This is a genomic window from Pseudomonas sp. B19(2017) (genome assembly GCF_002113165.1).
Taxonomy (GTDB): Bacteria; Pseudomonadota; Gammaproteobacteria; order Pseudomonadales; family Pseudomonadaceae; genus Aquipseudomonas.
This window is the reverse complement of sequence record NZ_NEJR01000001.1, coordinates 105,628-119,709: the sequence shown is the minus strand read 5'-3', so window position 1 is coordinate 119,709 and position 14,082 is coordinate 105,628. Positions and strand designations below refer to the sequence as shown.

General features: G+C 59.9%; 15 protein-coding genes. All 15 read right to left on the bottom strand.

Features of this window, described 5'->3' with window-relative positions; genetic code table 11:
• Position 1 precedes the first annotated feature (1 nt).
• The 15 genes from CAF70_RS00600 to mnmG all read right to left on the bottom strand — a co-directional run bounded on the left by CAF70_RS00600 (position 2) and on the right by mnmG (position 14,059).
• Complete coding sequence (locus CAF70_RS00600) at positions 2-778, bottom strand: DeoR/GlpR family DNA-binding transcription regulator (RefSeq protein ID WP_063912287.1); 777 nt, start codon at positions 776-778, stop codon at positions 2-4.
• Between the two features lie 297 nt (positions 779-1,075).
• Positions 1,076-2,443: a bifunctional UDP-N-acetylglucosamine diphosphorylase/glucosamine-1-phosphate N-acetyltransferase GlmU gene (gene glmU / locus CAF70_RS00590; RefSeq protein WP_085621460.1), complete on the bottom strand. Its 1,368-nt coding sequence runs from the start codon at positions 2,441-2,443 to the stop codon at positions 1,076-1,078.
• A gap of 114 nt (positions 2,444-2,557) precedes the next feature.
• Complete coding sequence (locus tag CAF70_RS00585) at positions 2,558-2,983, bottom strand: F0F1 ATP synthase subunit epsilon (RefSeq protein WP_023383131.1); 426 nt, start codon at positions 2,981-2,983, stop codon at positions 2,558-2,560.
• Positions 2,984-3,027: 44 nt separating this feature from the next.
• Positions 3,028-4,404, bottom strand: a complete 1,377-nt coding sequence (gene atpD, locus CAF70_RS00580; protein WP_003253197.1) for a F0F1 ATP synthase subunit beta — start codon at positions 4,402-4,404, stop codon at positions 3,028-3,030.
• 27 nt (positions 4,405-4,431) lie between these two features.
• Complete coding sequence (atpG, locus tag CAF70_RS00575) at positions 4,432-5,292, bottom strand: F0F1 ATP synthase subunit gamma (RefSeq protein ID WP_085621459.1); 861 nt, start codon at positions 5,290-5,292, stop codon at positions 4,432-4,434.
• Between the two features lie 48 nt (positions 5,293-5,340).
• Positions 5,341-6,885 carry a F0F1 ATP synthase subunit alpha gene (atpA, locus tag CAF70_RS00570; protein ID WP_085621458.1) on the bottom strand — a complete coding sequence of 515 codons (1,545 nt, stop codon included), beginning with the start codon at positions 6,883-6,885 and terminating at the stop codon, positions 5,341-5,343.
• Between the two features lie 21 nt (positions 6,886-6,906).
• Positions 6,907-7,443 carry a F0F1 ATP synthase subunit delta gene (locus CAF70_RS00565; RefSeq protein ID WP_003253191.1) on the bottom strand — a complete coding sequence of 179 codons (537 nt, stop codon included), beginning with the start codon at positions 7,441-7,443 and terminating at the stop codon, positions 6,907-6,909.
• Positions 7,444-7,455: 12 nt separating this feature from the next.
• The gene (locus tag CAF70_RS00560; RefSeq protein WP_027917106.1) at positions 7,456-7,926 is read right to left on the bottom strand and encodes a F0F1 ATP synthase subunit B; all 471 of its coding nucleotides are present in this window, start codon (positions 7,924-7,926) and stop codon (positions 7,456-7,458) included.
• Positions 7,927-7,983: 57 nt separating this feature from the next.
• Positions 7,984-8,241: a F0F1 ATP synthase subunit C gene (atpE, locus tag CAF70_RS00555; protein WP_003097235.1), complete on the bottom strand. Its 258-nt coding sequence runs from the start codon at positions 8,239-8,241 to the stop codon at positions 7,984-7,986.
• A gap of 144 nt (positions 8,242-8,385) precedes the next feature.
• Positions 8,386-9,255: a F0F1 ATP synthase subunit A gene (atpB, locus tag CAF70_RS00550; RefSeq protein ID WP_023383137.1), complete on the bottom strand. Its 870-nt coding sequence runs from the start codon at positions 9,253-9,255 to the stop codon at positions 8,386-8,388.
• A gap of 16 nt (positions 9,256-9,271) precedes the next feature.
• Complete coding sequence (locus CAF70_RS00545) at positions 9,272-9,679, bottom strand: F0F1 ATP synthase subunit I (RefSeq protein ID WP_008092225.1); 408 nt, start codon at positions 9,677-9,679, stop codon at positions 9,272-9,274.
• Between the two features lie 148 nt (positions 9,680-9,827).
• Positions 9,828-10,700, bottom strand: a complete 873-nt coding sequence (locus CAF70_RS00540) for a ParB/RepB/Spo0J family partition protein (protein WP_085621457.1) — start codon at positions 10,698-10,700, stop codon at positions 9,828-9,830.
• 9 nt (positions 10,701-10,709) lie between these two features.
• Entirely contained in the window at positions 10,710-11,501 is a 792-nt protein-coding gene (locus CAF70_RS00535) for a ParA family protein (RefSeq protein ID WP_012274913.1), read from the bottom strand.
• 18 nt (positions 11,502-11,519) lie between these two features.
• On the bottom strand, positions 11,520-12,170 hold the full coding sequence (gene rsmG, locus CAF70_RS00530; RefSeq protein ID WP_085621456.1) for a 16S rRNA (guanine(527)-N(7))-methyltransferase RsmG: 651 nt from the start codon (positions 12,168-12,170) through the stop codon (positions 11,520-11,522).
• Positions 12,167-14,059 (bottom strand): tRNA uridine-5-carboxymethylaminomethyl(34) synthesis enzyme MnmG, encoded by a 1,893-nt coding sequence (mnmG, locus tag CAF70_RS00525; protein ID WP_085621455.1) that lies wholly within the window; start codon positions 14,057-14,059, stop codon positions 12,167-12,169. The genes rsmG and mnmG overlap by 4 nt, the downstream gene beginning before the upstream one ends.
• Positions 14,060-14,082 lie beyond the last annotated feature (23 nt).

Below are 14,082 nucleotides of genomic sequence, written 5' to 3'. Positions count from 1 at the left end.
TTTATTGCTCCTGGCTGATCGCGGCGCAGATCAGGTTGATGCCGCGGGCTTGAATTTGTTCGCGTGCCGCTGCGGGCAGGCGTTCGTCAGTAATAAGGGTGTGCACGCTGCCCCAGGGCAGCTCGAGGTTGGGGATCTTGCGGCCTACTTTGTCCGACTCGACCATCACAATCACTTCACGTGCGACTTCGGCCATGACCCGGCTCAGCCCGAGGAGTTCGTTGAAGGTGGTGGTGCCGCGGCCGAGGTCGATGCCGTCGGCGCCGATGAACAACTGGTCGAAATCGTACGAGCGCAACACCTGCTCGGCCACCTGGCCCTGGAACGACTCGGAATGCGGGTCCCAGGTGCCACCGGTCATCAGCAGCACCGGCTCGTGTTCGAGGTCGCAGATGGCGCGGGCGACGTTCATCGAATTGGTCATCACCACCAGACCAGGCTGGCGCCCCAGTTCGGGGATCATGGCTGCCGTGGTGCTGCCGCTGTCGATGATGATGCGCGCATGTTCGCGGATACGCGCAACGGCGGCGCGGGCGATGGCCTTTTTATAGGAAGACACCGGCTGGGCAGGTTCACCGAGCAACTCTTGCGGCACCGGGACCGCGCCGCCGTAGCGCCGTAGCAACAGGCCATTGGTTTCCAGGGCAGCGAGGTCCTTGCGAATGGTGACTTCCGAGGTTGCGAAACGCTTGGCCAACGCATCCACACTCACCTCGCCCTGCTCGCTGAGCAACGCCAGGATGTTGTGCCGCCGCTGCGGGGTGTTTCGTTTCGACATGAGCGCTTAAGTTTCGTTTCGAAAGATAATGGTGGCAATCAAAACCTAAGATGAGCGATTCGTCAAGTTGTGGATAAATCTATGGAACAACCTGGCCCTTGTGGGAGCGGGCGCGCCCGCGAAAAATCCAACGCGGTGAATGGCACCGGCTGTGCCGGTGTTCGCGGGCGTGCCCGCTCCCACAGAGGGATCGCCGCAATAGAAATTAGAGATTAATACCGCGGGTATTTGTCCAGCCAATAAAAAAGCCGACTTATTCACATAAGTCGGCTTTCGATCGAAACAGCTGTGTATAACTCAGCCTTTCTTGATTTTCTCCGGCCGCTTCCAGCCCGAGATGTTGCGCTGGCGTGCACGGGCCACCGCCAGGTCGCCAGCTTCGACGGTCTGGGTGATGGTCGAACCCGCTGCAGTGGTGGCGCCAGCCTTGATTTCCACAGGCGCCACCAGCGAGTTGTTCGAGCCGATGAACACATCTTCGCCCATCACAGTTTTGAACTTGTTGGCACCATCGTAGTTGCAGGTGATGGTGCCAGCGCCGATATTGGTGCGCGCACCGATTTCGGCATCGCCCAGGTAGGTCAGGTGACCGGCCTTGGCGCCTTCCCCGAGGTGGGCGTTTTTCAGCTCGACGAAGTTACCCACATGGGCCTTGGCATCCAGCACGCTGCCCGGGCGCAGGCGGGCGAATGGGCCGGCATCGCTGCCCTCGCCCATCACCGCGCCTTCCAGATGGCTGTTGGCCTTGACCACTGCCCCTTTGCGCAGGGTGGTATTCTTGATCACGCAGTTAGGGCCGATCTGCACATCGTCCTCGATGACCACCTTGCCTTCGAGAATCACGTTGATGTCGATCAGCACGTCACGGCCAACGGTCACTTCACCGCGTACATCGAAACGCGCCGGGTCGCGCAGGGTCACGCCCTGGGCCATCAGGCGACGGCCTTCGCGCAGCTGGTAATGGCGCTCCAGCTCTGACAGCTGGCGACGGTCGTTGGCGCCTTGCACTTCCATCGGGTCGTGTGGCTGTTCGGTAGCCACAACCAGGCCATCGGCCACGGCCATGGCGATGACGTCGGTCAGGTAATACTCGCCCTGGGCGTTGTTGTTGGACAGGCGGCCCATCCAGTCGGCCAGGCGCGCGGCAGGCAGAGCCAGAATACCGGTGTTGCCTTCCTTGATCGCTTTCTGCGCATCGTTGGCGTCCTTGTGCTCAACGATAGCGGTAACCTTGCCCTGCTCGTCACGCACGATGCGGCCATAGCCGGTCGGGTCGTCGAGGGTCACCGTAAGCAGCCCGAGCTGCTGCTCGTTGGCCTTGGCCAGCAAGCGCTGCAGGGTCTCTACTTCGATCAACGGCACGTCGCCGTACAGCACCAGCACGGTGTCGGCGGTCAGCGCCGGCAACGCCTGGGCAACTGCATGGCCGGTACCCAGCTGCTTGTCCTGCATGACGAAGTTCAGGTCGTCAGCGGCAAGGCGCTCGCGAACCAGCTCGGCACCATGGCCAATGACCACGTGAATACCTTGCGGCTGAAACTGGCGCGCGCTGTGGATAACATGGCCGAGCATGGAGTTGCCGGCTACCGGGTGCAGCACCTTGGGCAACGCCGAGCGCATGCGGGTGCCTTGGCCGGCGGCGAGAATAACGATATCGAGTGACATTACTGGCTACCAATCCTGGGCGGTCAGTGAAATGACCGGTTTCATAGGTTACAAAAAAAGAAAAAGGGTAGCCGATGGCTACCCTTGTTCTCAATCTACATGAAGCCTGCGGAATTAACCGCCGAACTTCTTGCGGATCTGCTGGACGGTACGCAGCTGTGCTGCGGCCTCGGCCAGACGTGCGGATGCGGCACTGTAGTCGAAATCCGCGCCTTTCTCATGCAGGGCCTTCTCAGCTGCCTTGACGGCATCCTGAGCGGAGGCTTCGTCCAGGTCGGCTGCACGCTGCACGGTGTCGGCGAGTACCTTGACCATGTTCGGCTGCACTTCCAGGAAGCCACCGGAGATGTAGAACACCTCGCGCTCGCCACCCTGCTTGGTCAGCGTGATCGGACCAGGCTTGAGATTGGTGATCAGCGGCGCGTGGCCCGGAGCGATACCAAGATCACCCAGGTTACCGTGCGCAACTACCATCTCGACCAGGCCGGAGAAAATCTCTCCTTCCGCGCTGACGATATCGCAATGGACTGTCATAGCCATCTGCTTGCCTCAACCTGATTAGCGCCCCTTTCGGGGCGCCGGGATTACAGTTTCTTGGCTTTCTCGATCGCTTCGTCGATGCTGCCGACCATGTAGAACGCTTGTTCTGGCAGGTGGTCGTAGTCACCTTTGAGGATGCCGCTGAAGCCAGCGATGGTGTCTTTCAGGGAAACGTACTTGCCTGGCGAACCGGTGAAGACTTCGGCCACGAAGAACGGCTGCGACAGGAAGCGCTGGATCTTACGAGCGCGGGCTACCAGTTGCTTGTCGGCTTCGGACAGTTCGTCCATACCCAGGATCGCGATGATGTCCTTCAGCTCTTTGTAGCGCTGCAGAACATACTGAACGCCACGAGCGGTCTCGTAGTGTTCGTTGCCGATCACGTTCGGGTCCAGCTGGCGCGAAGTCGAGTCCAGTGGGTCGACCGCTGGGTAGATACCCAGGGAGGCGATGTCACGGGACAGAACGACGGTGGCGTCCAGGTGGGCGAAGGTGGTGGCTGGCGACGGGTCGGTCAGGTCGTCCGCAGGTACGTATACGGCCTGCACGGAGGTGATCGAACCTTCCTTGGTGGAGGTGATGCGCTCTTGCAGAACGCCCATCTCTTCAGCCAGGGTCGGCTGGTAACCTACCGCCGAAGGCATACGGCCCAGCAGTGCGGATACTTCGGTACCGGCCAGGGTGTAACGATAGATGTTGTCGACGAACAGCAGAACGTCGTTACCTTCGTCACGGAACTTCTCGGCCATGGTCAGGCCGGTCAGCGCTACGCGCAGACGGTTTCCTGGTGGCTCGTTCATCTGACCGTAGACCAGCGCTACCTTGTCGAGAACGTTGGAGTCCTTCATCTCGTGGTAGAAGTCGTTACCCTCACGAGTACGCTCACCCACACCAGCGAACACGGAATAACCGCTGTGTTCCATGGCGATGTTACGGATCAGTTCCATCATGTTTACGGTCTTGCCGACGCCGGCACCACCGAACAGACCAACCTTACCACCCTTGGCGAACGGGCAGACCAGGTCGATAACCTTGATGCCGGTTTCCAGCAGGTCGTTGCCGCCTGCCTGGTCAGCGAACGAAGGCGCTGGCTGGTGGATACCGCGACGCTCTTCTTCGCCGATCGGGCCGGCTTCGTCGATCGGGTTGCCCAGTACGTCCATGATACGGCCCAGGGTGGCCTTACCAACTGGAACGGAAATGGCAGCGCCGGTGTCGACGACATCCAGACCGCGCTTCAGGCCTTCGGTCGAGCCCATCGCAATGGTACGAACCACGCCGTCGCCCAGCTGCTGCTGAACTTCCAGGGTGGTTTCCGCGCCTTGTACTTTCAGCGCGTTGTAAACACTCGGCACGACGTCACGTGGGAATTCCACGTCGATGACGGCGCCGATGATTTGAACGATACGTCCGCTACTCATAGCTGGATCCTCTGAATTTTTGAACCGTTAAACCGCGGCAGCGCCGCCGACGATTTCCGAGATCTCCTGGGTGATCGCAGCCTGACGCGCCTTGTTGTAGATCAGCTGGAGCTCTTTGATCAAATCACCGGCGTTGTCTGTGGCGTTCTTCATGGCGATCATCCGGGCCGCTTGCTCAGCAGCGTTGTTCTCGACCACCGCCTGGTACACCTGCGACTCCACGTAACGCACCATCAAGCCGTCCAGCAGCTCTTTTGCGTCGGGTTCGTACAGGTAATCCCAGTGATGCTTGAGATCCTGATCCGGGGTTGCCACCAACGGTACCAATTGCTCGACCGTCGGTTTTTGGGTCATGGTGTTGATGAACTTGTTCGAAACCACCGAGAGGCGATCGATACGGCCGTCCAGGTAGGCGTCCAGCATCACTTTGACGGAGCCGATCAGATCGTTGATCGATGGCTCTTCGCCCAGGTGGCTGATCGCGGCTACGACGTTGCCGCCAAAGTTGCGGAAGAATGCCGCACCCTTGCTGCCGATCACGCACAGGTCGATTTCCACGCCCTGTTCGCGGTTTGCGTTCATGTCCTTGACCAGGGCCTTGAACAGGTTGGTGTTCAAGCCACCGCACAGACCACGGTCACTGCTCACCACGATGTAACCGGCGCGCTTTACAGGGCGCTCGATCATGAACGGGTGGCGGTATTCCGGGTTGGCGTTGGCCAGATGACCGATCACCTGGCGGATACGCTCCGCGTAAGGACGGCTAGCTGCCATGCGCATTTGTGCCTTGCGCATCTTGCTGACCGCCACTTTCTCCATGGCGCTGGTAATTTTTTGCGTGCTTTTGATGCTCGCAATCTTACTGCGAATCTCTTTTGCGCCTGCCATGTATCACCTATCAGGTTAGCAAGCGGGGGCCGCGGCCCCCGCTGCGGCTTACCAGGTCTGGGTGGCCTTGAACTTCTCGATACCGGCTTTCATGCCAGCGTCGATTTCGTCGTTGAAGTCACCCTTCACGTTGATCTTGGCCATCAGTTCGGCGTGATCACGGTTGAAGTAGGCGATCAGCGCTTGCTCGAAGCTGCCGACCTTGGAGACTTCCACGTCAGTCAGGAAACCACGCTCAGCGGCGTACAGCGACAGGGCCATGTCCGCGATGGACATTGGCGCGTACTGCTTCTGCTTCATCAGCTCGGTTACGCGCTGACCATGCTCCAGCTGCTTGCGGGTCGCTTCGTCCAGATCGGAAGCGAACTGGGCGAATGCAGCCAGTTCACGGTACTGAGCCAGTGCGGTACGGATACCACCGGACAGTTTCTTGATGATCTTGGTCTGAGCGGCACCACCTACGCGGGATACCGAAACACCGGCGTTCACTGCTGGGCGGATGCCCGAGTTGAACATGGCCGATTCCAGGAAGATCTGACCGTCGGTGATGGAAATCACGTTGGTCGGAACGAACGCGGAAACGTCGCCAGCCTGGGTTTCGATGATCGGCAGGGCGGTCAGGGAACCGGTCTTGCCAGTGACTGCGCCGTTGGTGAACTTCTCGACGTACTCTTCCGAAACGCGCGATGCACGCTCCAGCAGACGGGAGTGGAGATAGAACACGTCGCCTGGGTACGCTTCGCGTCCTGGTGGACGGCGCAGCAGCAGGGAGATCTGGCGGTAGGCAACGGCCTGCTTGGACAGGTCATCGTAAACGATCAGGGCGTCTTCACCGCGGTCACGGAAGTATTCGCCCATGGTGCAGCCGGCGTATGGCGCCAGGAACTGCAGTGCGGCGGATTCCGAAGCACTGGCAACGACCACGATGGTGTTGGCCAGGGCGCCGGTTTCTTCCAGCTTGCGAACGATGTTGGCAACGGTGGAACGCTTTTGGCCGACTGCAACATAAACACAGAAAATACCGGAGTCTTTCTGGTTGATGATGGCGTCGATGGCCATGGCGGTCTTGCCGATCTGACGGTCACCGATGATCAGCTCGCGCTGGCCACGGCCGACAGGGATCATGGCGTCGACGGATTTGTAGCCAGTCTGTACAGGCTGATCTACCGATTTACGCCAGATAACGCCCGGAGCGACCTTTTCGACCGCGTCGGTTTCGGTGGTGGTCAGAGGACCTTTGCCATCGATCGGGTTACCCAGAGCGTCGACGACGCGGCCCAGCAGGCCTTTGCCGACCGGAACTTCCAGGATGCGACCGGTGCACTTGGCGCTCATGCCTTCGGCGAGGGTGTCATAGGCACCCAGGATCACTGCACCTACGGAGTCTTGCTCCAGGTTCAGGGCCATGCCGAAGACGCTGCCAGGGAACTCGATCATTTCGCCGTACATGACGTCGGCCAGACCGTGGATCCGCACGATACCGTCGGATACCGAAACAACGGTACCTTCGTTACGGGCTTGGGAGCTCACATCGAGGTTGTCGATGCGGCCCTTGATGATTTCACTAATTTCGGAAGGATTGAGTTGCTGCATTGCTCTGCTGCCCCTTCAAACTCAAGATTTCAATGCTTCGGCCAGTTTCGCGATCTTGCCGCGAACAGAGCCATCGATTACCAGGTCACCGGCGCGGATGACGACGCCGCCAATCAGGCTGGCATCCTCCGACGCGTGCAGGCGCACTTCCTGGCCTAACCGTGCACTGAGAACCTTGGCGAGTTTGTCTTGCTGTTCTTGGTTCAACGCGAAGGCACTGGTGACTTCCACGTCCACGGATTTCTCTTGCTCGGCCTTGTACAGGTCGAACAGGGCGGCAATCTCCGGCAGAAGCAGGAGACGGTCGTTTTCCGCGGCAACATGAATGAAATTCTGTGCCTGTGCATTGAACTTGTCACCGCACACGTCAATGAACGTGGCGGCCTTTTCTGCGCTCGTCAGTCGCGGGGCCTTGAGCAGGCGCTGCATGGTGTCGTCTTGCGACACCGCAGCAGCCAGGCCGAGCATGGCTGACCAATTGGCCAGTTGCTGATGGGCCTGGGCATGCTCAAAGGCAGCCTTAGCGTAAGGTCGGGCCAACGTGGTCAGTTCTGCCATGATCGCCCTCGCTTAAATTTCAGCGGCCAGTTTGTTAACCAGCTCCGCATGCGCGTTTTGATCGATTGTGGCGCCAAGGATCTTTTCAGCACCGCCAACGGCCAGGGCACCCACTTGGGCACGCAGGGCGTCTTTAGCGCTGTTCAGTTCCTGTTCGATCTCGGCCAGAGCCTGAGCCTTCACACGGTCAGCTTCGACGCGGGCCTGATCACGGGCTTCCTCGACAAGCTGAGCAGCGCGCTTCTTGCTTTGCTCAATGATTTCGGCTGCCTGTGCTTTAGCTTCACGCAGTTGCTGACCCACTTTCTCTTGGGCCAGCTCCAGGTCGCGAGCTGCGCGGTTGGCAGCGTCCAAGCCGTCGGCAATCTTCTTTTGACGCTCTTGCAGAGCAGTGATGACCGGAGGCCATACGTACTTCATGCAGAAGAGTACAAAAATCAGAAAAGCAACGGATTGGCCAATCAGGGTTGCATTAATGTTCACGCCAACACCTCGCTCGGTCTTAATTCATCACAGCCATCAACTCGTGGGTACGAGTGATTAGCCGGCGATCTGACCAACGAAGGGGTTCGCGAAGGTGAAGAACAGAGCGATACCAACACCGATCATGGTTACGGCGTCGAGCAGACCGGCAACGATGAACATTTTCACCTGCAGCATCGGAACCATTTCAGGCTGACGAGCAGCGCCTTCCAGGAACTTGCCGCCCAGCAGGCCGAAACCAATGGCGGTACCCAGAGCACCCAGGCCGATCAGCAGAGCAACAGCGATAGCGGTCAGACCAACTACAGTTTCCATCTTTCCTCCCGACTTTTACGTCGTATTGGTTAGGTTTTTAGTTTGAAGCGGTAAAACAAATCGTTTGGTACAGCATGCCCTTGCGGACTTTTTAAGCCCTCCCCCCAAACGAGCGGGGAAGGCTATCAGACACGCCAGGCGGTCTTAATGGTTATCTTCGTGAGCCATCGACAGGTAGACGATGGTAAGCATCATGAAGATGAAGGCTTGCAGGGTGATGATCAGGATGTGGAACACAGCCCACGCCCACTGCAGCACCACACCCAGGCCGCTGAGCCAGAGGATGCCGGCGCCGAACATCACGGCGATCAGGATGAACACCAGCTCGCCGGCGTACATGTTGCCGAACAGACGCAGTGCCAGCGAGATCGGCTTGGCGATCAGGGTGACGAATTCCAGCAGGAAGTTGACCGGAATCAGCAGGATCTGCACGAAGATGTTCTTGCTGCCGAACGGGTGCAGGGTCAGCTCACCGATGAAGCCGCCCAGGCCCTTGACCTTGATGCTGTAGAAGATGATCAGGGCGAACACACAGAAGGCCATGGCCAGGGTCGCGTTCGGGTCGGTGGTCGACACGGCGCGGAACGGAATGTGCGGGTCACCGGAGATCAGGATGGCCAGCTGAGGAATCCAGTCGACCGGTACCAGGTCGATGGCGTTCATCAGGAACACCCAGACGAAAATGGTCAGCGCCAGCGGGGCGATTACCGGGCTACGGCCGTGGAAGGAGTCCTTCACGCTGCCGTTGACGAAGTCCACCAGCACTTCAACGAAGTTCTGCAGGCCGCCAGGTTGGCCGGAAGTCGCCTTCTTGGCCGCCATGCGGAAGATGAACAGGAAGATCAGACCCAGCGCGACGGACCAACCCAGGGTGTCCAGGTGGAACGCCCAGAAGCCCATTGCCTTGGCTTCTGCAGCCGAATGGGCGAAGCCCCAGCTGCCGTCTGGTAGTTGACCGTAGGTCAGGTTCTGCAAGTGGTGCTGGATATAGCCCGAAGCGGTTTCTGCTGCCATGGTTGCCTCAAACGCCCTAAGGTCTCGAAAGTCTTTTATTCATCAGCAGGGGCGCGAACCAGCTGACCAAAAGGGTCAACACGAAGACGCCGAATACTGCTAACGGCGCCAGTGGCTTCACTCCTGCGAAGGTCAGTGCAAAAAGCACTGCCGTCAAAATCATCTTGCCTGCCTCGCCAGCGTAGAACGACTTGACGATGGCTTGTGCCGCCCGGGCCCCGCTGAAGCGAAAAGCCTTCCAGGCGAAATACACATTGGGTAGCCAGGCAATCAAGCCTCCACAAAGGCCTGAATATCCACTGACCGCCCCTTTCCACTGCCACAACACCAACGTTGCCAGCAGCAGTACGACGAATTGAGCCAGCAGTACCGGGAAAACCGCCCAGCGATGGAAAGGCAAGCGGTTTGGCGTGCGGATTTCCATCACAACTGCTCCTCGGAAGTCGACCAACAAGTCAGCTATGACTTGGCATAATTTGTGCCGACAAAATGCGCGCAGAGTATAGGGGTGGATTAACCCCTATTCAACTCTTCGTAGTGATTTCCGACTGCACGCTACAACAGGAATTGTTTCAGCGGATGTGAGCAAGCACACCTTGCAACTCGTCAAGCGAGTTGTAGCGAATAACCAACTGGCCTTTGCCCTTGTTGCCATGACGGATCTGCACGGCCGAGCCCAGGCGCTCTGCAAGCCGCTGTTCAAGGCGTGCGATATCCGGATCAGGTTTGCTCGGTTCGACCGGATCAGGTTTGTCGCTGAGCCATTGACGGACCAGTGCCTCGGTTTGGCGCACGGTGAGTCCACGTGCGACAACATGACGCGCCCCCTCTTCCTGACGGTGTTCTTCCAGGCCGAGCAATGCACGGGCGTGGCCCATCTCCAGGTCGCCATGGGCGAGCATGGTCTTGATCGCATCCGGCAGGGTGATCAGGCGCAGCAGGTTGGCCACGGTTACCCGCGACTTGCCCACGGCATCAGCCACCTGCTGCTGGGTGAGCTCGAACTCCTGCTGCAGGCGCTGCAGGGCCAGGGCTTCTTCCAGCGGGTTGAGGTCTTCGCGCTGGATGTTCTCGATCAGCGCCATGGCGATGGCGGCTTCGTCGGGCACTTCACGGACCATGGCCGGAATCTTGTCCAGGCCAGCCTGCTGGGTGGCGCGCCAGCGGCGCTCACCGGCGATGATCTCGTAGCGGTTGCCGTCGATCGGGCGCACCACGATCGGCTGCATCACGCCATGGTTGCGAATCGAGTGCGCTAGCTCTTCCAGCGCCTGCGGGTCCATGTCCCGGCGTGGCTGGTACTTGCCACGCTGGATCAACTCGACCGGCAGGTGTTGCAGTTCTTTCTGGTCGATCTTCACAGCCTGCTCTTCGAGCGCGCTGACGGAAGGACCACTGAGCAGTGCATCCAACCCACGTCCGAGACCCCGTTTCTTGACGGCCATACGGATTCCTTAAGTTGTTTGTGCAGTGCGTGACTGACGGCGTTGACGGCGTACCAGTTCCCCGGCCAGGGCCAGATAAGCGAGTGCGCCGCGCGATTGCTTGTCGTAGGCCAGGGCCGGCATGCCGAAGCTCGGTGCCTCGGCCAGGCGAATGTTGCGAGGAATGACGGTGTCGTACAGCTGCGGGCCAAAGTGCTCCTTCAGCTGCGCAGAGACGTCGTTGTTCAGGCTCAGGCGCGGATCGTACATGGTCCGCAGCAAGCCCTCGATCTTCAGTTCGGGGTTCAGCCGGGCGGCGATGCGCTTGATGTTATCCACAAGGTCGCTGAGACCTTCCAGGGCGTAGTACTCGCACTGCATCGGGATGATCACGCCATCGGAGGCGACCAGGGCGTTCAGGGTGAGCATCGACAGCGACGGCGGGCAGTCGATGAGGATGTAGTCGTAGTTCTCGCGGATCGGCGCCAGGGCGTTGCGCAGGCGGCTCTCCTTGACCTGCATTTCCAGCAGCACCACTTCGGCGGCGGTCAGGTCACGGTTGGCCGGCAGCAACTGGAAACCACCGTGTTCGGAGTAATGCATGGCCTGGGCCAGGTCGCATTCCCCGATCAGCAGGTCGTAGACCGAGTGCTCGAGCTCGTGCTTGTCCACACCGCTGCCCATTGTGGCGTTGCCCTGCGGATCGAGGTCGATCAGCAGCACGCGACGCTTGGTCGCGGCCAGCGAGGCGGCGAGATTGATACAGGTGGTTGTCTTGCCCACACCACCTTTCTGGTTCGCGATTGCGAATACCTTAGCCATTGTTGCGTGTGTTCCCAGTCATGCCTTGCGGCGCAGTATCAGCAGATGGCGCTGGCCCTGGCAACCTGGAACGGTCAGGGCCTGCTCGCTTTCCACTGTGAAGTCTGCGGGCAATGCTACCAGTTCATCGGCAGGATGCAGCCCCTTCATTGCAAGCCATTGCGTCCCGGTGTCGCCCAGGTGGCGGGTCCAGTTGGTGAAGTTCTCCATGCTGCTGAAGGCGCGAGAGATGATTCCGCTGAACGGTTGTGCCGGCTGGAAGGCCTCGACCCGGCTGTGGATAACCGTGAGGTTGTCCAGTTTGAGCTCCATTTTCACCTGGGTCAGAAAGCGGGTCTTCTTGCCATTGGCGTCCAGCACCGTCACGCGCTTGTGCGGATGCAGGATAGCCAACGGAATACCGGGCATGCCACCGCCACTGCCGACATCCAGCCAGTTGTCACGCTCGCTGTGGATAAACGGCATGACACTGAGGCTGTCGAGCAGGTGGCGCGACACCATCTCGTCCGGGTCGCGCACGGCAGTGAGGTTGTAGGCTTTGTTCCATTTGATCAACAGGGCCAGGTAGCCGAGCAGCTTTTCGTGATGCTCGGGGGTCAGCTCGACTCCGAGCTGGCGCGCACCTGTGGACAACTCTTCGGCGTGTTGCGGGGTGACCAGGGAACTCAAGCGCTTTGCTCCAATTCGCGGCCAGCGCCGCGTTTTTTCAAGTGAATCAGCAACAAGGAAATCGCCGCCGGGGTCACGCCCGGGATGCGCGAAGCCTGGCCCAGGGTTTCCGGGCGGGTCTGGCCCAGCTTGCCCTGGATTTCCTTGGACAGGCCCGAAATCGTCGAGTAATCGATATCCACAGGCAGGCGGGTGTCTTCGCTGGCACGCAGGCGGGCGATTTCATCCTGTTGGCGGTCGATGTAACCGGCGTACTTGGTGCGGATTTCGACCTGCTCAGCGACCTGTGGATCGATCGCTTCGCCGCCGGTGGCCTCGATCAGCCCGGCGTAGTCGATTTCCGGACGCGCCAGCAGGTTGAGCAAACTGTACTCGTGGCTGAGCGGGGTGCCGAACTTATCCACAATGGCTTGGCCTTGCTCGGTATTCGGGCGCACCCAGGTCGACTTCAGGCGCTGCTCCTCACGCTCGATGCCGTCGCGCTTGGCGCAGAAGGCGGCCCAGCGCTGGTCGTCGATCAAGCCGAGTTCGCGGCCCTTTTCGGTCAGGCGCAGGTCGGCGTTGTCTTCGCGCAGGATCAGGCGGTACTCGGCACGCGAAGTGAACATGCGGTACGGCTCCTGGGTACCCAGGGTAATCAGGTCGTCGACCAGTACACCGATGTACGCCTCGTCGCGGCGCGGGCACCAGCTGTCACGGCCCCGCGCTCGCAGAGCCGCGTTGGTCCCGGCCAGCAAACCCTGGGCGCCGGCTTCTTCGTAACCGGTGGTGCCGTTGATCTGGCCGGCGAAGAACAGGCCACCGATGACTTTTGTCTCGAGGCTGTACTTGAGGTCGCGCGGGTCGAAGTAGTCGTATTCGATGGCATAGCCCGGGCGCACGATGTGGGCGTTTTCCATGCCGCGGATCGAACGCACCAGCTCCAGCTGCACGTCGAACGGCAGCGAAGTGGAAATACCGTTGGGGTAGAGCTCATGGGTGGTCAGGCCTTCCGGCTCGATGAACACCTGGTGGCTTTCCTTGTCGGCAAAGCGGTGGATCTTGTCTTCGATCGACGGGCAGTAGCGCGGGCCGACACCTTCGATCACGCCCGAGTACATCGGCGAACGATCGAGGTTCGAGGCAATGATTTCGTGGGTGCGCGCATTGGTATGGGTAATCCAGCAGCTCACCTGGCGCGGGTGCATCTGGGCATTGCCCATGAACGACATGACCGGGATCGGCGTATCACCCGGCTGCTCGGTCATTACCGAGAAGTCCACCGAACGGCCGTCGATGCGTGGCGGAGTACCGGTTTTCAGGCGACCGACGCGCAGCGGCAGTTCACGCATACGGTGGGCCAGGGCGATCGAAGGCGGATCACCGGCGCGACCACCGGAATGGTTTTGCAGACCAATGTGGATAAGCCCGCCGAGGAAGGTACCGGTGGTCAGTACCACCGATTCGGCGAAGAACCGCAGGCCCATCTGGGTCACTACGCCTTTGACCTGGTCCTGCTCGACGATCAGGTCGTCGCACGACTGCTGGAATATCCACAGGTTTGGCTGGTTTTCCAGGATTTCACGCACCACGGCCTTGTAGATGGCGCGGTCGGCCTGTGCTCGGGTAGCGCGTACGGCCGGGCCCTTGCGGTTGTTCAAAACGCGGAACTGGATGCCGCTCTTGTCGGTGGCCAGCGCCATGGCGCCGCCGAGGGCATCGATTTCTTTGACCAGATGGCTTTTGCCAATACCGCCGATTGCGGGGTTGCAGCTCATGTGACCGAGGGTTTCCACGTTATGGGTCAGCAGCAGGGTTTTCACACCCATGCGTGCAGACGCAAGCGCAGCCTCGGTACCGGCATGGCCGCCGCCGATGACGATCACTTCAAAACGGGAAGGGAAATCCACCACGCACCTCGTGCCTGTTTTTG

Excerpts from the sequence above, each read along its gene's own strand:
- CAF70_RS00565 (WP_003253191.1), bottom strand. The coding sequence starts at position 7,443 with ATGGCAGAACTGACCACGTTGGCCCGACCTTACGCTAAGGCTGCCTTT.
- atpE (WP_003097235.1), bottom strand. The coding sequence starts at position 8,241 with ATGGAAACTGTAGTTGGTCTGACCGCTATCGCTGTTGCTCTGCTGATC.
- atpD (WP_003253197.1), bottom strand. The coding sequence starts at position 4,404 with ATGAGTAGCGGACGTATCGTTCAAATCATCGGCGCCGTCATCGACGTG.
- glmU (WP_085621460.1), bottom strand. The coding sequence starts at position 2,443 with ATGTCACTCGATATCGTTATTCTCGCCGCCGGCCAAGGCACCCGCATG.
- CAF70_RS00545 (WP_008092225.1), bottom strand. The coding sequence starts at position 9,679 with ATGGAAATCCGCACGCCAAACCGCTTGCCTTTCCATCGCTGGGCGGTT.
- CAF70_RS00600 (WP_063912287.1), bottom strand. The coding sequence starts at position 778 with ATGTCGAAACGAAACACCCCGCAGCGGCGGCACAACATCCTGGCGTTG.
- CAF70_RS00540 (WP_085621457.1), bottom strand. The coding sequence starts at position 10,700 with ATGGCCGTCAAGAAACGGGGTCTCGGACGTGGGTTGGATGCACTGCTC.
- CAF70_RS00535 (WP_012274913.1), bottom strand. The coding sequence starts at position 11,501 with ATGGCTAAGGTATTCGCAATCGCGAACCAGAAAGGTGGTGTGGGCAAG.
- atpA (WP_085621458.1), bottom strand. The coding sequence starts at position 6,885 with ATGCAGCAACTCAATCCTTCCGAAATTAGTGAAATCATCAAGGGCCGC.
- atpB (WP_023383137.1), bottom strand. The coding sequence starts at position 9,255 with ATGGCAGCAGAAACCGCTTCGGGCTATATCCAGCACCACTTGCAGAAC.
- atpG (WP_085621459.1), bottom strand. The coding sequence starts at position 5,292 with ATGGCAGGCGCAAAAGAGATTCGCAGTAAGATTGCGAGCATCAAAAGC.
- CAF70_RS00585 (WP_023383131.1), bottom strand. The coding sequence starts at position 2,983 with ATGGCTATGACAGTCCATTGCGATATCGTCAGCGCGGAAGGAGAGATT.